Source organism: Sphaerotilus hippei, assembly GCF_003201595.1.
GTDB lineage: Bacteria > Pseudomonadota > Gammaproteobacteria > Burkholderiales > Burkholderiaceae_C > Sphaerotilus > Sphaerotilus hippei.
In genome coordinates this window covers 1-18,637 of the sequence record NZ_QJJS01000025.1, presented here as the reverse complement: position 1 = coordinate 18,637, position 18,637 = coordinate 1, and the positions used below count along the sequence as shown (strand labels likewise).

At 72.5% G+C, this 18,637-nt stretch carries 16 protein-coding genes and 1 pseudogene; 8 read left to right on the top strand and 9 right to left on the bottom strand.

Going from position 1 to position 18,637, the window contains the following annotated elements:
* Positions 1 to 46: 46 nt before the first annotated feature.
* The 3 genes from C7444_RS18620 to C7444_RS18610 form a co-directional block, all read right to left on the bottom strand.
* On the bottom strand, positions 47 to 2,491 hold the full coding sequence (locus C7444_RS18620; RefSeq protein ID WP_110402362.1) for a heavy metal translocating P-type ATPase: 2,445 nt from the start codon (positions 2,489 to 2,491) through the stop codon (positions 47 to 49).
* 57 nt (positions 2,492 to 2,548) lie between these two features.
* Positions 2,549 to 3,208, bottom strand: coding sequence for a M48 family metalloprotease (locus C7444_RS18615; protein ID WP_110402361.1), 660 nt, complete (start codon positions 3,206 to 3,208; stop codon positions 2,549 to 2,551).
* A gap of 150 nt (positions 3,209 to 3,358) precedes the next feature.
* Positions 3,359 to 3,979: a YitT family protein gene (locus tag C7444_RS18610; RefSeq protein WP_110402389.1), complete on the bottom strand. Its 621-nt coding sequence runs from the start codon at positions 3,977 to 3,979 to the stop codon at positions 3,359 to 3,361.
* Positions 3,980 to 4,293: 314 nt separating this feature from the next.
* Between C7444_RS18610 and C7444_RS18605 the strand changes: the two genes are divergently transcribed.
* Positions 4,294 to 6,567 (top strand): helicase-related protein, encoded by a 2,274-nt coding sequence (locus tag C7444_RS18605; protein ID WP_110402360.1) that lies wholly within the window; start codon positions 4,294 to 4,296, stop codon positions 6,565 to 6,567.
* A 13-nt stretch (positions 6,568 to 6,580) separates the two neighbouring features.
* On the opposite strand, the gene C7444_RS18600 is transcribed toward C7444_RS18605, so the two are convergent.
* Positions 6,581 to 7,540 (bottom strand): AEC family transporter, encoded by a 960-nt coding sequence (locus tag C7444_RS18600; protein ID WP_110402359.1) that lies wholly within the window; start codon positions 7,538 to 7,540, stop codon positions 6,581 to 6,583.
* Positions 7,541 to 7,879: 339 nt separating this feature from the next.
* On the opposite strand from C7444_RS18600, the gene C7444_RS18595 reads away from it, so the two are divergent.
* From C7444_RS18595 to C7444_RS18580, 4 genes are all read left to right on the top strand, one after another.
* The gene (locus C7444_RS18595) at positions 7,880 to 8,872 is read left to right on the top strand and encodes an AraC-like ligand-binding domain-containing protein (protein WP_170130808.1); all 993 of its coding nucleotides are present in this window, start codon (positions 7,880 to 7,882) and stop codon (positions 8,870 to 8,872) included.
* 98 nt (positions 8,873 to 8,970) lie between these two features.
* Complete coding sequence (locus tag C7444_RS20345; RefSeq protein WP_170130807.1) at positions 8,971 to 9,108, top strand: hypothetical protein; 138 nt, start codon at positions 8,971 to 8,973, stop codon at positions 9,106 to 9,108.
* A gap of 60 nt (positions 9,109 to 9,168) precedes the next feature.
* Positions 9,169 to 10,596 carry an FAD-binding oxidoreductase gene (locus C7444_RS18585; protein WP_110402356.1) on the top strand — a complete coding sequence of 476 codons (1,428 nt, stop codon included), beginning with the start codon at positions 9,169 to 9,171 and terminating at the stop codon, positions 10,594 to 10,596.
* Between the two features lie 84 nt (positions 10,597 to 10,680).
* Positions 10,681 to 11,472 (top strand): SDR family oxidoreductase, encoded by a 792-nt coding sequence (locus C7444_RS18580; protein ID WP_110402355.1) that lies wholly within the window; start codon positions 10,681 to 10,683, stop codon positions 11,470 to 11,472.
* Between the two features lie 90 nt (positions 11,473 to 11,562).
* Here the strand turns inward: C7444_RS18580 and C7444_RS18575 are convergent, their stop codons facing one another.
* Positions 11,563 to 11,970, bottom strand: a complete 408-nt coding sequence (locus C7444_RS18575; protein ID WP_110402388.1) for a GlcG/HbpS family heme-binding protein — start codon at positions 11,968 to 11,970, stop codon at positions 11,563 to 11,565.
* A gap of 171 nt (positions 11,971 to 12,141) precedes the next feature.
* On the opposite strand from C7444_RS18575, the gene C7444_RS18570 reads away from it, so the two are divergent.
* Positions 12,142 to 13,434: an NAD(P)/FAD-dependent oxidoreductase gene (locus C7444_RS18570; RefSeq protein WP_110402354.1), complete on the top strand. Its 1,293-nt coding sequence runs from the start codon at positions 12,142 to 12,144 to the stop codon at positions 13,432 to 13,434.
* 22 nt (positions 13,435 to 13,456) lie between these two features.
* Here the strand turns inward: C7444_RS18570 and C7444_RS18565 are convergent, their stop codons facing one another.
* Positions 13,457 to 14,269, bottom strand: coding sequence for a MipA/OmpV family protein (locus C7444_RS18565; protein WP_110402353.1), 813 nt, complete (start codon positions 14,267 to 14,269; stop codon positions 13,457 to 13,459).
* Positions 14,270 to 14,388: 119 nt separating this feature from the next.
* Positions 14,389 to 15,699 carry a murein transglycosylase A gene (gene mltA / locus C7444_RS18560; protein ID WP_245909638.1) on the bottom strand — a complete coding sequence of 437 codons (1,311 nt, stop codon included), beginning with the start codon at positions 15,697 to 15,699 and terminating at the stop codon, positions 14,389 to 14,391.
* A gap of 88 nt (positions 15,700 to 15,787) precedes the next feature.
* Here mltA and C7444_RS20340 point away from each other — a divergent pair, with 88 nt between their 5' ends.
* Positions 15,788 to 15,940, top strand: coding sequence for a hypothetical protein (locus C7444_RS20340; RefSeq protein WP_170130806.1), 153 nt, complete (start codon positions 15,788 to 15,790; stop codon positions 15,938 to 15,940).
* A 28-nt stretch (positions 15,941 to 15,968) separates the two neighbouring features.
* Here the strand turns inward: C7444_RS20340 and C7444_RS18555 are convergent, their stop codons facing one another.
* Both C7444_RS18555 and apaG read right to left on the bottom strand, forming a co-directional pair.
* Positions 15,969 to 18,074, bottom strand: a complete 2,106-nt coding sequence (locus C7444_RS18555) for a site-specific recombinase (RefSeq protein WP_245909637.1) — start codon at positions 18,072 to 18,074, stop codon at positions 15,969 to 15,971.
* Complete coding sequence (gene apaG / locus C7444_RS18550) at positions 18,071 to 18,445, bottom strand: Co2+/Mg2+ efflux protein ApaG (protein ID WP_110402351.1); 375 nt, start codon at positions 18,443 to 18,445, stop codon at positions 18,071 to 18,073. Before apaG ends, C7444_RS18555 begins: the two co-directional genes overlap by 4 nt.
* A gap of 80 nt (positions 18,446 to 18,525) precedes the next feature.
* Between apaG and C7444_RS18545 the strand changes: the two are divergent.
* Positions 18,526 to 18,637: pseudogene (locus C7444_RS18545) on the top strand (ribulose-phosphate 3-epimerase); the annotation flags it as partial.

Genomic DNA, 18,637 nt, shown 5'->3' with positions numbered 1-18,637 from the left:
TCTTCCGGGCGTGCCGGCAGCAGGGCCATCGGTGCATCGCGGTCCGTCAGCGCCCGGAGGGGTGGCCCGGTTTCCAGCGCCGCAGCAGCAGCGCGTTGCCGACCACGCTGACGCTGCTGAAGGCCATCGCCGCCCCGGCGATCACCGGGCTGAGCCCGCCCAGCGCGGCCAGCGGGATGCCGATCACGTTGTAGGCGAAGGCCCAGAACAGGTTCTGGCGGATCTTGGCGACGGTGCGCCGCGACACGTCCAGCGCATCGGCCACCAGCCCCGGGTCGCCCCGCATCAGCGTGATGCCGGCCGTCTCCATCGCCACGTCGGTGCCGGTGGACATCGCGATGCCCACGTCGGCGGCGGCCAGCGCGGGGGCGTCGTTGATGCCGTCCCCGACCATCGCGACCACCCGCCCGGCGGCCCGCAGCTCGGCGACGATGCGGGCCTTGTCGGCGGGCAGCACCTGGGCGCGCACTTCGCTCAGGCCCAGCGCTGCGCCCACGGCCCGGGCGCTGCCGGCGTTGTCGCCGGTGAGCATCACGGTGCGATGGCCGCGCGCATGCAGCCGGGCCACCGCGACCAGCGCCGAGGGCTTGAGCGCATCGCCGAAGGCCAGCAGGCCGAGCAGCTCGGCCCCGGCGCCGCTTTCGGGGGCCGCCCGCATCAGCCAGGACAGCGTGCGTCCTTCGTCCTCCAGGGTCGTGGCGGCCGGGGCCAGCGTCCCGGGCGACAGGCCCTGCTCCTGCAGCAGGCGGCTGCTGCCGAACAGCAGCATCTGCTCGCCGACCCGGGCCTGCAGGCCGCGTCCGGCCAGCGCGCGGGCCTCGAGCGCCTGCGGCAGGTCGAGGCCCTGGTCGCGGGCACGCTGCATCACGGCGTGGGCCAGCGGGTGGGTGCTGTCGCGCTGCAGCGCTGCGGCCAGCGCCAGCACCTCGTGATCCGTGTGCCCGGGGGCGGGCAGCAGCGCGACCACGGTGGGCCGGCCTTCGGTCAGCGTGCCGGTCTTGTCGAAGACGATGGTGTCCACGCGGTGGGCCAGCTCCAGCGCCTGGGCGTCCTTGATCAGGATGCCGTGACGTGCGGCCGCGCCGGTGCCGACCATGATGGCCGTGGGCGTGGCCAGTCCCAGCGCGCAGGGACAGGCGATCACCAGCACCGCCACGGCATGCACCAGCGCGGTCTCCCAGCCGGCGCCCTGCAGCATCCAGCCCGCCACGGTCAGCACCGCGATGACCAGCACCACCGGCACGAAGACCGCCGCGACCTGGTCGACCAGGCGCTGGATCGGCGCCTTGCCGGCCTGGGCCGACTCGACCAGCCGGATGATGCGCGCCAGCGTGGTCTCGGCGCCCACTGCCGCGGTGGTCAGGGTCAGCGCCCCTTCGGCATTGATCGCGCCGCCGGTCACCCGGTCGCCGACCGACTTGGCCACGGGCAGGCTCTCGCCGGTGATCATCGATTCATCGACATGGCTGCGCCCGGCACTGACCACGCCGTCCACCGGCACCCGCTCGCCCGGCCGCACGCTGACCTGGTCGCCCACCCGGACCCGGTCGACCGGCAGCTCCTGCTCGATGCCGTCGCGCAGCACCCGGGCCAGCGCCGGGCGCAGCGCATTGAGGGCCCGGATCGCGTCGGTGGTCTGGCGCTTGGCACGGCTCTCCAGCCACTTGCCCAGCATCACCAGCGTGATGACGGCGGCGCTGGCCTCGAAGTAGAGGTGGGGCGCCCCGGCGTGCGAGCCGTGCTCGAGCATCAGGTACAGCGACAGGCCGTAGGCGGCGGAGGTGCCCAGCGCGACCAGGGTGTCCATGTTGCCGCCGCCGGCCCGCAGCGCGTGCCAGCCGCCGCGGTAGAAGCGCCAGCCCAGGCCGAACTGCACCGGGGTGGCCAGCAGCAGCTGCAGCCAGGGCGAGGGCATCAGGTGCAGGCCGAAGGGCATCAGCAGCATCGGCGCGACCAGCGGCAGCGTCAGCAGCGCGGCCAGACCGACCGGCCACCACTCGGGCAGGCGGCGCCGGGTGGGTGCGGGGGCGCCTGCCGCCGCGGCCAGGTCCTCGGCCTGGTAGCCGGCGCGCTCGATGGCGGCCACCAGCGTGGCCACCGGCACCGTGCCGAGGGCCTGCACCGTCGCCCGTTCGGTGGCCAGGTTGACGCTGGCCGCCAGCACGCCCGGCACCTTGAGCAGCGCCTTCTCGACCCGCCCGACGCAGGAGGCGCAGGTCATGCCCGTCACCTGCAGCGTGGTGTCGGCCGTGGCCACGTCGAAGCCGGCCCGGCGCACCGCGGCGGTCAGCGCCGACAGGTCGAGCGACGTGTCGCCCCGGACCGTCGCCGACTCGGTGGCGAGGTTGACGCTGGCCTGCTGCACGCCCGGCACGGCCTTCAGGCTCTTCTCGACCCGGCGCACGCAGGAGGCGCAGGTCATGCCGGTGACCGGCAGTTGCAGGGCCGCGCTCGGCGGGCCGGAGGGGGAGGAGGGCGCTGGGGTCGACATGGCGACCGCAAGCTTCCCACAAAGCGCCGGTGCCGGTGCGTGTGTGGGGGCGCCGCTTCAGTCGGCGGTGGCGGCCGCCTGGCGGGACGGCTGCTGCAGCCGGGTTTCCAGCTCACGGAACTGCATCATGCGGCGCCGGGCGCCCGGGTGGGTCGCGGTGTCGATGGGCACGGCCTGGCGGCCCATCAGCGCGAGCGCGGTGTCCGTGCCGTAGCCCATGCGGCGGGCGATCGTGTAGCCGAAGGCATCGGCCTCGAATTCGTGGCGGTAGGACTGGGTGTGGGCCTCGGCGCCGAGCGCACCGGCCACCGGATCGGTGGTGTCCGGGCGCACCTCGCCGGGAATGAAACGCTGGTAGAGCGTGCGCTGCTCACCCCAGTGGTGCAGCGAGACGTGGCCCAGCTCATGGGCCAGCATCAGCACCCGTTCGCCTTCGCTCAGGTCGGCGAGGGCCTCGCTGGCCACGACCAGCGTGCCCATCACCGCTTCGGCCTGCAGCGGGCCGGTCACCACCCGCAGCGTGGGCAGCGCCATCGGCACCATCGGGCGCAGGCGCTCCCAGGTGGCGCGCACGACCGCGGCGCGGGCGCTGTCGGCGGGGGCATCGACCAGGGTCGACAGCCGCCGTTCATTCGAGCTGACCAGCACCTCGACGATGTCGACACACCAGGCGGGGGCGCTGCACATCAGCAGTGCGGACAGGCAGACAGCGCGCATTTCCGGCTCCGGTGCATCAAGAGACCGGCTCAGTGTATGCAGGGGCCATGCCATTCATCAGGGGAAATCCGGATGGTTTCCGGGGCAATCCTGCGGGCAAAGGGCATCGTTCACGGGCAAGCGCCCGGACCGGCACGACGCGCGCCGCGTTCAGTGCACCGTGTAGCGGCCCGGCTTGTGGTTGATCGCCAGGAACAGGCTCATCACCGCGGCGGCGAGCAGCGAGTACATGACCCGTTCGGCGGGGATGACCAGGAAGGCGGCCAGCAGGATGATGCTGTCGAGCCCCATCTGCACCTTGCCCGCGCGCAGGCCGTGCACCTGCTGCAGGTACAGCGAGATGATGGTGGCCCCGCCCAGGCTGGCGCGGTGGCGCGCCAGGAACAGGCAGCCCGTGCCCAGCAGCAGCCCGCCCAGGATGGCGGCGTAGGCCGGGTGCAGCCGCTCGATCGCGAACAGCGTGGGCGACCAGCTGGTCATGAACGACAGCATCGTGATCGCCCCGAAGGTCTTGAGCGTGAACTCGCCGCCCATGCGTTTCCAGGCGAACCAGTAGAAGGGCAGGTTGATGGCGAACAGCACCTGGCCGTAGTCCAGCCCGCTGGCGTAGTGCACCAGGAAGGCCGCCCCGGCCGTGCCGCCGGTCATCATGCCGACCTGCTTGAACAGGATCAGCGCCAGCGACACGAAGAGCGTGCCGGCGAAGAGCGCCTGCGCATCCTCGAACAGGGTGTGACGCGGGGCCGGGGGAAGGGTCGATGTCGCGGACATGAGGGGCAGCACCAGGAAGGCCAGGGTATGGCGTGGAGGGTCTGCGCACCCGCCCGGGCCGATGGGCCCGTGATGGTGCGCCCCCGGACGGACCGGATGGGGGCCGAGGCCGGGGTCAGGCCACTGAAGGCTCCATGATGCACTGCAACAGGGAGAACGTCAGCTCGGAGGGCCTCGCTGCATGAATCATGCGCACCGGGCGTGATCGGCTGCCGCATCCGGACCCGGCACGCGGGCCGCAGGTCGGTGGCTGCTCACGTTACAGTGCATGCTGTACGAACTTTTCCACTGCAGGCCCCTGCGGCCTGCCCGACATGCACGATTCTTCCCCTGTTGCTCCGACCGCCGCGCCGGCCCCCGCCCCGAAACCTGCCACGCCGCGCACCCCCCGGCTGCCGCGTGCGGCCCACGCGGCGCGTGTGCCGGCCCACCTGGCTGCGGAGCAGCTCGAACGGGTGCGCCAGGCCGCCTACGTGCTGCCGCAGGTGGTCAAGCCGGCGGACCTGTGCCCGCCCGACCACCCCGATGCCGAGGGCTGGCTCGATGAACAGGGCCTGGTGCTGCTGCAGAAATCGGTGCCGGGCCAGCGCCCGAGCCGCTGGATCGCGCCGGACCTGTTCGATGCCGCGCTGCGCCACCTCGACGCCTGTCCGGTCAGCCGCGACAGCCGCGCCCAGCTCAACGAACGCACCGCGTGGCTCGAGGCCCAGGGGGTCAGCCGCAACCTGCAGGGCCGCTGGGAGCGGCTGGTGCGCCGGCCGCTGGCGCTGGCGCAGCTGGGCTGGTCGGTGACGGTGGCCTTCCAGGCGCCGGTCGATGCCGAGCTGGTCTGGAGCTATTTCCGCCATGCCGACGAGCGGGTGCTGCTGGCCTCGCTCGGTCCGGTGCCGGCCTACCCGCACGCCGACGAGCTGCTGGCCCACCTGAACTCGCTGGTCGAGCGCAGCGAGATGTGCGATGACCGCCACCTCGATTCGCTGCTGCCGCGGCTGCAGTCCGAATGTGCGCTGCCGCAGCCGATCGCCAGCCTGAAGGCTGCCTGCACCCGCGCCCAGGACCGCTGGGAACACCATGTCTACGAACTGCAGACGCTCGCCGGCCTGACCCGCGAGCTCGCGTTCCAGGGTTATCCGGACACCTTCGAGCCGGCCCGCCAGCTGGGCCGCCAGGTCACGCTCTACGTCGGCCCGCCCAACAGCGGCAAGACCCACGCTGCCTTCGAGCGGCTGGCGCTGGCCGACAAGGGCGCCTACCTCGCCCCGCTGCGCCTGCTGGCGCTCGAGGGTCGCGACCGGCTGGTCGCGCGCGGCGTGCCGTGCTCGCTGCTGACCGGTGAAGAAAGCGTGCCCGCCGACGGCGCCCGGGTCGTCTCCAGCACCATCGAGATGGTCGGCACCCGCGAGCTCATCGACGTCGCGGTGATCGACGAAGCCCAGATGATCTTCGACGACTGGCGCGGCTGGGCCTGGACCCAGGCGGTCGTGGCCGTGCCGGCGCGCGAGGTCATCATCATCTGCTCGGCCTACGCGGTGCCGGCGCTCGAGAACCTGCTGGGCCTGTGCGGCGAGTCGGTGCAGATCCGCCACTTCGAGCGCAAGCAGCATGTGCAGCTGCTGCGCGCGCCGGTGTCCATCGACGCGCTGGTCAAGGGGGACGCGGTCGTGGCCTTCAGCCGCCGCGACGTGCTGATGCTGCGTGACCAGATCTCCCAGCACGGCCACACCGTGTCGGTGGTCTACGGCGCGCTGCCGCCGGAGGTGCGACGCCGCGAGGCCGAGCGTTTCGCGTCCGGCGAGTCCGACATCCTGGTGGCCACCGACGCCATCGGCATGGGCCTGAACCTGCCGATCCGCCGGGTCATGTTCTCGACCATGAGCAAGTACGACGGCGTGGCCGACCGGGAGCTGACCGAGTCGGAGGTGCACCAGATCGCCGGGCGGGCCGGGCGTTTCGGCATGCACGAGGAGGGCTGGACGGGGGTGCTCAAGGAAGCCGAGTCGGGCGCCGGCCGGGTGCTCAAGGAGCTGCTGCCGCGCCAGCCGCGCGCGCCGCGCAACTTCAAGGCCCCGGTGGCGCCCAACGGCTGGCACATCCACACCATCGCCTCGCGCCTGGGCAAGAACCGGCTGCACGAGGTGCTGCACGTGTTCATGGAGCAGCTCGAGCTCGACAACGCCCACTTCCAGGTCGCCCAGCTGCAGCAGATGCTGGAGCTGGCCGAGGAGCTCGACCGGGTGGCCGCGCCGCTGAGCCTGAAGGAGCGCTTCACCTACGCCCAGGCGCCGGTGGACCTGCGCACCGAGCAGCTGGTGCAGGCCTTCCTCGGCTGGGCCGCCAGCCATGCGCACAACGGCACCGCCGGCGAGCCCTGGTTCCTCGACGAGGTCGACGAGCGCAGCCGCCTGGACCGCATGGAGCAGGCGCTGCGCGCCTGCACGCTGTGGCTGTGGCTGGACCTGCGTTTCCCGGGCGTCTACGGCCACCTCGAGGACGTGCTCGACCTGCGCAACCGGCTCAACGCCGGCATCGAGCGCCACCTCAAGGGCAAGAAGCCGCTGTGGCAGTCGCGCCGCGGCGGCCGGCCCTGAGCCGCGGCGGCGTTCAGCCGGTCAGCTGCGGCACGTGCCGCAGCAGCCACAGCACCGCGTTGATGGTGAAGAACGAGGCCACCGTGGTGACCAGCAGCGCGGCGGCGCAGAAACCTTCCTGCTCGTAGCGCTGGGCGATCACCGGGTAGATGCTCAGCATCGGCACGCTGGCCAGCAGGATGCCGGTCTCGCGCAGCGCCGGGTCGATCGGCCCGAAGGCCCACAGCAGCGTGCCCACCGCCAGCGGATGCAGCAGCAGCTTGCCGGTGCTGACCACCGAGACGTCGCGCAGCATGCCGCGCACGCCGAAGCCCGCCAGCGTGCCGCCGATGACGAACAGCGCCACCGGGCTGGCGGCCGTGGCCACCAGCTGCACGGTGCGCGCCACCGGCGCCGGCAGCTCGATCTCGAGCAGCGCGAACAGCAGCCCGGCCAGGATGGCGAGGATCATCGGGTTGCGCCCCAGGTTGCGCAGCGCGATCCTGAAGGCCGGCACGAAGCTCTGGCTGCCGCGCCGCCCGCTGGCTCCGGCATCGGCCAGCGCCAGCACCAGGGGCAGCATCAGCAGGTTCTCGACCATCATCGTCAGCGCCAGGCCCACGGCCGCGGGGGCGCCGACCAGCGGGGCGGCGATCGCGTAACCGAAGAAGCCCGAGTTCGAGGCCGACATGCCCAGCCCGTGCAGCGTGGCCACGTCCATCGGCAGTCGGCGCACGCGGTGCGCGATCCACAGGCCGAGGCCCAGCACCAGCAGCGAACCCAGCGCGTAGGCGCCCAGGTAGCGCGCGTTGAAGACCTCGTCGAGCCGGCGCGAGGCCAGCGCGTTGAACAGCAGGCCGGGCAGGCAGAAATTCACCACGAACTTGCCCAGCACCCGCATGTCCGAGGCCACGAACAGGCCGCCTCGCACCGACAGGAACCCCGCCCCGATGAGCAGGTAGACGGGGATGGTGAGGGTCAGGATGGTGAACATGCGGGCAGGGCGGGCAGCGTGGTGGCGCCGCATCCTAGTGCCTGGCGGATCCGCCGGGGCTGGCAGGGGCACGACGGCGAGGGGGTGTGGTGTCCGGGGAGCACACCTGGCCTCGCTGCCGTGCCGGTCCAGCAACGTGTTGACAGCGTGATCATCTGATCATCGCCGGACCTTTTGCATCCGGCTTGTCCAGGGCTCGCCTCCAGCTTGCCCGATACTCGCATCCGCGCCGCAACCGGGTCATGAAGGGAACTTTTCCCGCCATGAAAGGCCCCGGCCGGTCAGCAGAGGGACGACGAATTGCATCAGCCATCCAGCCAAGGGACGCCCGTCGAGCCGGTGACCGCTGCCGTGCGGGTCTCGACGGACGAGGTGCCCAGCGGACGGCGATTGGCGTTCTGGGCCGATCAGGTGTGTGCCCAGCTGCTCCGCGTCCAGGTGGACACGGTCGGGTCCCTCGGGGAGTTCAACGGCTCCATCGAACGCGCTCCGCTCCAGGATCTCGATGTCTGTCGCGTGCGATCGGGCGCCCAGAGCGTCCGGCGGACCCAGTCGATGGCCGACGAAGGTTCGTGCGAAACCATCCTCTTCAACATCCAGCGTGAGGGCATCAGCCAGGTCAGCCAGGCGGGCCGCACCGCCTGCCTGCATCCCGGCGACTTCACGCTGATCTCGAGTGCCCGGCCCTGCGGGCTCGATTTCCAGGCCTCGTTCGAGCACACCGTGCTGAGGGTGCCCGCGGCCGAACTGCGGGGCCTGCTCGGCCGGACGGAGCTGCCTTTTGCTCAGGTCATGAGCGGGAGCGGCCTGCCGGGCCGCTTGCTCACCCAGCTGGCCGACGGCGTGATCGCGGCGACTCCTGCCCGGTCCGGTGATGTCGAGACGCCGGATCCGCAGGTCAGCGGCCATGTGCGCCATGCGCTGCTGCACACCCTGGCGGCCCTGGTCGTGCCGCATCTGCCGCCAGCGTCCGAGCCCGAACGTCGCCGTGGCCGCAACCGCCTGTCGGCCTATCACCTGGCGCGCATCCATGCGGTGATCGAGGCGCACCTGGGGGACCCGGCCCTGGACGTGGAGCACATCGCCTCGTTCACGCGCCTGTCGCCCTCGCACATCCACCGGCTGTTCGAGACCGAGCCCGCGACCGTGGCCGCCACGATCCGGCGGCGCCGGCTGCAGTGCTGCCGCGAGCAGCTGGCCGACCCCGCGCACGCCCATCGCTCGATCAGCGAGATCGCGTTCCAGTGCGGCTTCAACCAGGCGGCGCACTTCTCCCGCGTGTTCCGCCAGGCCTTCGGCATGACCCCCACCGAATGGCGCGTCCGGCGCTGAAGGGCCGGGCTTTACCTGCGAGCAATGTCCGCGCGGCGGCGCCGTCCGTTGAGGTCGACGGGGACACGGTCCGTGTGTCCCGCTCAACGGAGATCGACATGAAACGATGGATGCGCTGGGGCGCGATGCTGATGGTGGTGTTCACGCTCGGGGCCTGCTGCGTGCTGCCGCCCTTCATCGGTGGTCCGGGGGGTGGCGGGGGCGGGGGTGGCGGTCCCCGCCACGGCGGCCGCTGACCTGGCGGCCGCCGGCGGGGCGCCGACCCCGGGGTGACCGGCAAGGCATCATGGGCGACCATGACGCCGCCCGTTCCTGCCCTGGAGTCCCTGCGCTCCGCCTTCCGTGGTCGCCTGCTGACCGATGCCGCCGACACCGCGGCGTTCCTGACCGACTGGCGCGGCCTGTGGACCGGCCAGGCGCTGGCCGTGGCCCAGCCCGACCGCGCCGAGGACGTGGCGGCCGTCGTGCGCTGGTGCCATGAGCACCGCGTGCCGATCGTGCCGCAGGGGGGCAACACCGGCCTGTCCGGCGGCTCGGTGCCTGACCGGTCGGGCCGCGCGCTGCTGCTGTCGCTGTCCCGCCTGAACCGGGTGCGCGGCCTGGACCTGGCCAACGCCACGATCGAGGTCGAGGCCGGCTGCACGCTGGCGCAGGTCCAGGAGGCCGCCCGGGCGGCGGGGCGGCTGTTCCCGCTCAGCCTGGCGGCCGAGGGCAGCTGCACCATCGGCGGCAACCTGGCGACCAACGCCGGCGGCGTGCAGGTGCTGCGCTACGGCAACGCGCGCGAGCTCTGCCTCGGCCTCGAGGTGGTGACCGCCCAGGGCGAGCGCTGGCGCGGCCTGCGCGGGCTGCGCAAGGACAACACCGGCTACGACCTGCGCGACCTCTACATCGGCTCCGAAGGCACGCTGGGCGTGATCACCGCGGCGGTGCTGAAGCTGTTCCCGCTGCCCGCCGGGCAGGCGGTGGCGCTGGTGGCCGTGCCCGATCCGGCCGTGGCGCTGCAGCTGCTGCAGCGCGCGCAGGACCGGCTGGCCGCGCGCCTGACCGCCTTCGAGCTGATGAGCCACACCTGCCTCGGCCTGGTGCTGCGCCATGTGCCGACGGCCCGCCTGCCGCTGCAGGCCCCGTCGCCCTGGTACGTGCTGCTGGAGGTGTCCGACGGCGAGAGCGAGTCGAGCGCACGCGCCGGGCTCGAGGCGCTGCTGGAGGCGGCGATGGAGGCCGATCTGGTGCAGGACGCGGCGCTGTCGAGCTCGCTGGCGCAGTTCGAGGCCCTGTGGGGCCTGCGCGAGCACATCTCCGAGTCCCAGGGCGCCGAAGGCAAGACCATCAAGCACGACCTCTCGCTGCCGCTGTCGCGGGTGCCGGACTTCATCGCGCACGCCGACGCGGCCATGGCCACGCATTTCCCGCAGGTGCGGCTGGTCGTGTTCGGCCACCTCGGCGACGGCAACCTGCACTACAACGTCTCGCCGGCCCCCGGGCCCCGCACGCCGGATCAGGTCGCGGCCTTCCTCGCGCTGGAGGGGCCGGTCAACCAGCTGGTGCACGACGCGGTGATCGCCCACGGCGGCTCGATCTCGGCCGAACACGGGCTGGGCGTGCTGCGCCGCGACGAGGCGGCCCGTTACCGCGACCCGGTCGAGCAGCGCCTGATGGCGGCGATCAAGGTGGCGCTCGATCCGCTGAACCTGATGAACCCCGGCAAGCTGCTGCCCTGAGTCCGGCGGCGGGCCACCCTGCGCCGTGCAGGGGCCGCCCGCCCGGCTACGATCCCGCTCCTTTCCATCCTCGAGGGCAAGAACATGGATCTCGGACTGACGGGCCGCACGGCCCTGGTGCTCGGCGCGGGCAGCGGCCTGGGGGCGGCGATCGCCCGCTCGCTGGCCCTCGAAGGTGCGCAGGTCGCGCTGGCCGGGCGCACCCCCGCCAAGCTGGATCAGACCCGTGCGGCGATCGAGGCCGAGGTGCCCGGCGCCCGGCTGCTGGTGCTGCCCTGGGACCTGGGCGACCTGTCGGTCATCGAGGCGCGCGTCACGGCGATCGAGCAGGCGCTCGGCCCGGTCGACATCCTCGTCAACAACACCGGCGGACCGCCACCGACGACCGCCGCCGGCCAGGCGCCCGAGCTCTGGGCTCAGCAGTTCCAGGCGATGGTGATGTCGGTCATCGCCATCACCGACCGGGTGCTGCCCGGCATGCGCCAGCGCCGCTTCGGCCGCATCCTGACCAGCACCTCGTCGGGCGTGGTCGCGCCGATCGCCAACCTCGGCCTGTCGAACGCGCTGCGCTCGACGCTGGTGGCCTGGTCCAAGACGCTGGCCCGCGAGGTCGCCGCCGAGGGCATCACCGCCAACATCGTCGTGCCCGGACGCATCGCCACCGAGCGGCTGCAGTTCCTCGACACGCAGAAGGCGGCCCGCACCGGCCGTGCGGTCGAGGACGTCACGGCCGAGAGCGTGGCCAGCATCCCCGCCGGCCGGATCGGCGAGCCGCAGGAGTACGGCGACGTCGTCACCTTCCTGGCCAGCGCCCGCGCGTCCTACGTCACCGGCTCGGTGGTGCGGGTCGACGGCGGCATGATCACCAGCCTCTGAGTCGTCTGCTGGCGGGGCGGCCATGAAAAAGCCGCCAGCCCGACGGGCGGCGGCTCGGTGTGGCGGGGCCGGACGGACGCGGGCGTGTGATCAGCCCAGCAGCGCGGCGATGCCGGCCTTGGCGACCTGCGCATCCTGCGCCGAGGTCACGCCGCTGACGCCGACGGCACCGATGGTGTGGCCGTCGACGACCACCGGCACGCCGCCCTCGAGCAGGCCGTCGACCAGCGGGGCGCTCAGGAAGGAGTAGCGGCCCTGGTTGATCATGTCCTCGTAGGCCTTGGTCTCGCGGCGGCCGAGCGCGGCCGTGCGGGCCTTGGACGGGGCGATGTGCGAGGACAGCGGCGCGGCGCCATCCAGGCGGGTCAGGCCCAGCAGGTGGCCGCCGTCGTCGACGACGGCGATGGTGACGGCCCACTGGTTGGCGCGGGCTTCGGCGATCGACGCCGCCAGGATCGTCTGGATGTCATCGTGGCTCAGGGCGGGGCGGGTGATCATGTGCAGCATTCCGATGGATGAAAACAGGAGCGGCATTGTGACAAGCCGACACGCCCCTGTCTGCCTGATCCCGATCAAGACGGTCGTGACCTGGGGTCATGACCGGCAGCAGCCGCCCGCTGCAGGCACTACCCTTGCTGAGTCCGTGTTCCCCCACTTCCTCCTTCCGGCATGACCACCATCGCAGTCACCGCACCCCACGCCCCGTCCTACTACGCGGCCTCCGGCCTGCCCCAGCCCGCGCGCCCGGCGCTGGCCGGCGCGGTCCAGGCCGATGTCTGCATCGTCGGCGGGGGCTACACCGGCCTGTCGTCGGCGCTGCACCTGGCCGAGGCGGGCTTCAAGGTGGTGCTGCTGGAGGCCTCGCAGGTCGGCTGGGGCGCGTCCGGGCGCAATGGCGGCCAGCTGGTGCACAGCTACTCGCGTGACCTGGACGTCATCGAGGCCCGCCATGGCGCGGCGGTGGCGCGCAGCCTGGGCAGCATGGCCTTCGAGGGCGCGGCCATCATCCGCGAGCGCATCGAGCGCTACGGCATCGACTGCCATTTCCGGCCCGGGAGCATGTTCGCCGCGCTGAACGAGCGTCAGGTGCGCCAGCTCGAGCACCACCAGGCGCTCTGGCAGCGTCACGGCCACCGCGAGCTGGAGCTGCTCGACGCCGCCCAGACGGCGCGCCACATCGGCTCGGGCCGCTACAAGGCCTCGCTGCTGGACCGCAGCGCGGGCCATGTGCACCCGCTGCGCCTGGCCCAGGGCGAGGCGATGGCCTTCGAGTCGCTCGGCGGCGTGATCCACGAGGCCTCGCCGGTGGTGCGCATCGAGCGCGGCGACCCCGCGGTGGTGCACACCGCGGCGGGGCAGGTGCGGGCGCGCTTCGTCATCGTGGCGGGCAATGCCTACCTCGGCGGGCTCGAGCCCCAGCTGAGCGGGCGCTCGATGCCCTGCGGCACCCAGGTGATCGCCACCGAGCCGCTGGGCGAGCGGTTTCCCGAGCTGATGCCCACCGGCCACTGCGTCGAGGACAGCAACTTCCTGCTCGACTACTTCCGCCTGTCGGCCGACCGGCGGCTGCTCTACGGCGGCGGCGTGATCTACGGGGCGCGTGATCCGGCGCACATCGAGTCCATCATCCGGCCCAAGCTGGAGCGCACCTTCCCGCAGCTGCGCGGCGTGCGCATCGACTACGCCTGGACGGGCAACTTCCTGCTCACGCTGTCGCGCCTGCCGCAGGTGGGACGGCTGGCGCCCAACGTCTACTACTCGCAGGGCTGCTCCGGCCATGGCGTGACCTTCACCCACCTGATCGGCCGGGTGCTGAGCGAGGTGATCCGCGGCCAGGCCGGGCGCTTCGACGCGTTCGCCGGCCTGCCGCACCTGCCGTTCCCGGGCGGGCGGCTGCTGCGGGTGCCGTTCACCGCACTCGGGGCGGTCTACTACGACCTGCGCGACCGGCTCGGTCTCTGAGCCGGCCGGCCCCCGTGCCGGCTCAGAACTGCCGGCTGACGCCGAGCACCAGGGTCGTCTGCAGGCGCCGGCGCGTGACCGGGCTGTCGGCGGCATCGCCCTGGAGCCGCTGCAGGTTCAGGCGCGCGAAGCCCGACCAGTTCGCATCCAGGCGCTCGAAGGCCTGCGCGTAGAGGCCGGCGCTCATCAGCCCGCCGTGCGCGGCGTGGACCGGCAGGCCGCTGATCGCGGCCTGGGACGCGTCGATGCCGAAAAAATGGCGCGCGTACAGCCCGTCCATCCAGCGCACCGACACGCCGGAGCTGAGGGCGCCTTGCGGGCCGCTGTACAGCGAGTAGCCCAGCTCGGTGTCGAGCGTGCTGCCGCGCTGCGACTGGCGCGCCAGCCGGCTGACCAGCCGCCCGCCCACCGTCCACGGACCCAGGCGCTGCTCGGCGCCCAGCCGCAGCGCCGCCGTGCCCTTGAGCTCCTCGAGCCCGCGCAGGCGGTCGTCGTCCTCGGCCTGGCGGGCGCTGAAGTCCAGCCCGATCCCGCCGCGCAGCCGCAGCCCGCTGCCGTCCTGCCAGTCGATGCCCACGCCGAGCACCGGATCGATCGTCAGCAGGCCGCGCCGCGCCTCGAAGTTGGGCAGCAGCCGCAGCTTCGACTGGTCGGAGCCCGGGTGGGTGGGGCCGGCCACCAGCGTGGGGCCGAGGCGGAAGGTCCAGCCCTCGCTGGCCGGTGCCTGGGCCGTGGCGGCGGCGTGGGCGCCCAGCAGCAGCGCGCCGCTCGACAGGGCGGCCCAGCGGCGCAGGGAGGGAGAGCGTGTCCGGCTCGAGGGTGTGGATGGGTGCATGAGGGGTCCGTCAAAAACAGGAAAGTGCCCCGGTGGCCGGAGCTGCAGGCCCGATCACAGCACATCGCCGATCTTCTGCCCACGGTGGGTGAATGGCCGGGGCATTCGGTCGAACCGGGTCAGCGGGGCCAGAGCACCCACAGCCGCAGCGGCTGCTTGGTGCGTCCGGCGCGGTCCTCGATGCCGTCGCCCCAGCCCCAGAAGAAGTCGGCCCGCACCGCGCCGAGGATGGCGCTGCCGGTGTCCTGGGCGACCACCAGGCGCTGCATCGGCCGTGCGGGGGGCGGGTTCAGGCTCCACGGCTGGGGTTCGGTGCTGGCCAGCCAGACGGGGGTGCCGTAGGGAATGCTGTCGCGGTCGACGGCGATGGATCGCCCCGGGGTCAGCGGCACGCCCTGCGCACCCAGTGCCCCCACGTTCGGATCCGGCAGCGCCTCCTCGCGGAAGAAGACATAACGTGGATTGGCCTGCAGCATCTCGCGCACCCGCTGCGGGTTCTGGCGCGCCCACTGGCGGATCGCCGGCCAGCTGGCCTGCTCGAGCGTGAACGCGCCCTGGTCGACCAGCCAGCGCCCCACCGACTGGTAAGGCTGGCCGTTGTGGGCGGCAAAGGCCACGCGCACCACCCGCCGCTCGCCGGCGGGGCCCTGCGGGGCCAGCACCAGCCGGCCCGAGCCCTGGATCTGCAGCATCAGCGCCTCGAGCGGATCGGCCACCCAGGCGATCTCGCGCCCGGCCAGCGCGGCCTGGGCCTCGGGCAGGGTGTCGATCTGCGTGCGGCTGTACCAGGGCTGGCGCAGGGCCAGGTCGGCCGGCACGCCGTGCAGCGGCACGGCGTGGCGTTCGGAGCGCACCCGGCTGGCCTCGACCAGCGGCTCGAAGTAGCCGGTCATCATGCCGTCGGCACGGCCCTCGGCGCTCTCGACCCGCCAGGGCTGCAGGCGGCTGGTCAGGAAGTCCCGCGCGGTGTTCTCGTCCGCGTTCGGCCCGAGCGCCCGCACGGCCCGGCAGGTCGGGCTCCAGTGGCGGGCGAACAGCGCGGCGCTGGCGGTGTCGTAGCCGGGCGCCGGGGCCGGCACGGCGCCGTTGCCGTTCAGCAGCGCGGCGGGGTCCGGGCGTGCGGTGGTGGCCGTCGGCACGGCGGCCGGGCGGGCGGGCGTGGTGACGGGGCGGTTGGCCAGGCCCGTGTTCAGCACCCGCTCGCAGCTGCGCCACAGCGCCGGCCAAGCCTGGCGCACGCTGTCGGCCTGCCAGCCGGGCAGGGCGGTCCAGTCGCTGCGCACCCAGCGGCCCTTGGTGGTCAGGCGCACCTCGCCGCCGTCGGACAGCGGGGCCGGCGGTTCGGGGGCCGGTGCCGGCACCGGTTCCAGCGGCGGCAGGTTCTGGCGGGTGTCCATGCTGGAGGTGCCGCAGGCGGCCAGCAGGCTCAATAGAATCGGAGCGGCCCACCGGCGGCCCATCGGCGCGGGTGAACCCGACCTGCCGCAGGCAGGCTGAAGAGACAAGGACGACATCGGCATGTGGCTGATTCTGCTTGAAGCCCTCGGCGCCGGGCTGCTGCTGGTGGCCATCGTCTGGTGGACGATGTTCTCCGGCCGCCGCCACGGGGAGCGCGCGGCGCCACCCGAGGACGAGGACACGCCGGACGATCCACCACCGGCGCGTCGCTGAGCCGCCCGGGTCCGGGCTGCGGGTGTGCTCAGTGCGGGCCCGGCGCGGCCGGGCCCGTGCGCGGCGGGCGCAGGAAGCTGGCCGGATCGTCGCGCAGCCGCTCGCGCAGCGCCGCGTACAGGCGACCCCGTTCACGCAGCTTCAGCCCGCGCGAGCGCAGCGCCACCTTGAAGGCGAGCAGGAAGCTCACCAGCAGGTTCAGCGCCCCGGTGAAGGGGATGGCGGCGATGCTCCACCAGAACAGCGGCTCGTGCAGCGCCGCGCTCTTGAGCGTGCCCAGCGCCGCGGCGATCTGGCCGGTCGACAGCGTCACGTGGCGCACCTCGACCGGCAGGGCCAGGATGCTGGCCAGCGCCGGCACCATGCCCAGCATCAGCCCCAGCGACACGTTGGCGGCGATGCCGGAGATGTTGTCTCGCCACCAGCGGGACCAGCGCTGCGCCCGGCCCGCGCCCAGCAGGCGCACGAACCTCGGGTTCCAGGCGATCGCGCTGTCGAGCCGGTGCCAGACGAACCAGTTCTCGACCCAGCCGGCGATCAGGCTCGAGGCGAACAGCAGCACGCCCGTGAAGGCGGCATAGGCCAGCGTCGGCCCCGGCAGCGTGAGCTTCTCGAGCGCATGGTGCGCCTCGGTCGCGCTGATCAGCGGGGCGCCCGCCATCCACCAGGCGAGCGCCTGCAGCGCCAGCACCACCGGGACGACGACCATCAGGTTGCCGACGATGCCGGCGATCTGCGAGCGGATCAGGTGCGCCACCTCGTCGACGAAACCGTCGATCGCCTCGTCGGTCAGCACCGTGCCGTCGAGCTTGGCGGCCATGGCCGGCGCGGTCATCGCCGGCTGCTTGGTCGCCACCGTCCAGTGCAGCAGGTGGATCAGCACGAAGCTGCCGGCGTAGTTGATGCCGGCCCAGAAGCCGGCCCACAGCGTGGTGAAGCCCAGCAGGCCGATGAAGAACTTCAGGAAGGTGGTGCCGGCGATGACCAGCCCGCCGCCGCAGGCGCGCCACAGCATGTCGCGGTACTCGTCGCCGGTGCGGGTGATGTAGTGCTCGCCGGTCTCGGCATTGCGCTCGGTCACCAGCCGCGCCAGCAGCGAATAGTGCTGCGAGAACAGGCGGCGCAGGCCGCGGCGCGACTGCAGCACGCCGGCCAGCTGCACGACCAGCCCTTGCCAGTCCCGCGCCGGCTCGGTCGAGACCAGGCAGGTCAGCAGCGCATCGATGCGGTCGCAGCGCAGCTGCATCTGGCGGGCCTGGAACACCACGTCCACCGAAATGCCGTAGGCCTCCAGGTGGCGGCGCACGCTGGCGGCGGCCTGGCGGCACAGCGGCAGCAGCGTGCGCAGGTGCTGCACCTGCTGCGCCAGCCGTGCGGCATCGCCCTCGCATTCCTCGAGCTGCTCGGCGGCGCTGGCCAGCTGGTAGAACGGGCGCTGCGCCATCAGGTCGGCATCGATGCGCTGGCGCATCTGCGGCGACATCGCGGTGGCGCGCACCTGGCTGGCCAGCAGCTGGATCGAGTCGAACAGCGCGAGGCGCCAACGCTCGACCATCGGTTCGTCGACCAGCAGCGCGCCCAGGCGCTGCAGCGTGGTCGAGTCCACCGCCTCCAGCCAGTGCGCGTCGTCCGGGTGGTCGAAGACCAGCTGGAACAGCTCGCCCAGGTCTTCGGTCTCGGGCGTGCCGGGCAGGCAGGCCAGGCGCAGGCGTTCGGCCAGCTCGCTGGCGAAGGCGGTGCGTGGCGCGAAGCCGAAGTCGGCCAGCAGGCCGCTCAGGCTGGTGTCCGATAGCACCGAGCGCAGGATCTGGCGGACCTGCCGGGCATGTTCGGGGTGGCGCTCCAGCACGTTGAGCAGGTGGCGCAGGCGCCGCACCGGCCAGGGGGTGGCCGGGTTGGCCGACAGCGCCCCGACACCGGGTTCGGTCGGCAGTTCATCGGTGGGGCTGGCGGGGGTGGTGCTGCCCAGGCCGGTGCGGGGCGGGGCGCTGCGCAGCCATTCGGCCAGCCGGATCAGCCAGAGGTGGCGCTCGGGCAGGGAGCCCGGTGTGCTGGCGGCGTTGAGCAGTGAGGTGAGGTCCCAGTCCCGGCGGGTCCGCCAGCGGGTCAGTGCAGTCGACAGTCGCTTGATCAATGAAGGGCTCGGGCTTGGGACAGCTCGAAGGCTGGGACGGGGGTCTCGAACCATTCGGCGTTCTCCGTGATGCAGAAGAAGGTGCCCTGCATGCGGCCGCGGGGGGTCGCGATGCGGGTCCAGCTGGTGTATTCGAAGCGCTCGCCGGGTTGCAGCAGCGGCTGGTGGCCGATCACGCCCAGGCCGCGCACCTCCTCGGTGTGGCCGGTCGCGTCGGTGATGATCCAGTGGCGGGCGATCAGCTGCGCGGGCACCTGCCCGCTGTTGGTGACCGTCACGGTGTACGAGAACCCATAGATGCCTTGGGCCGGATCGGTCTGTTCCGGCAGGAACTGGGGCGTGACGGTGCAGATGAAGGGTTGCGCTGGCATCGTTGCATGATAGAGGCTCATTTCAGAACATGCTGCAGTGCGGAAAGTTCCCGCTTCCGCGCTTGCCTACAATCCGCGCCATGACTCGTCCCACCTTCCGCATCGCCCCCAGCATCCTGTCGGCCGACTTCGCCCGGCTGGGAGAAGAGGTCCGCAACGTACTGGCCGCGGGAGCGGACTGGATACATTTTG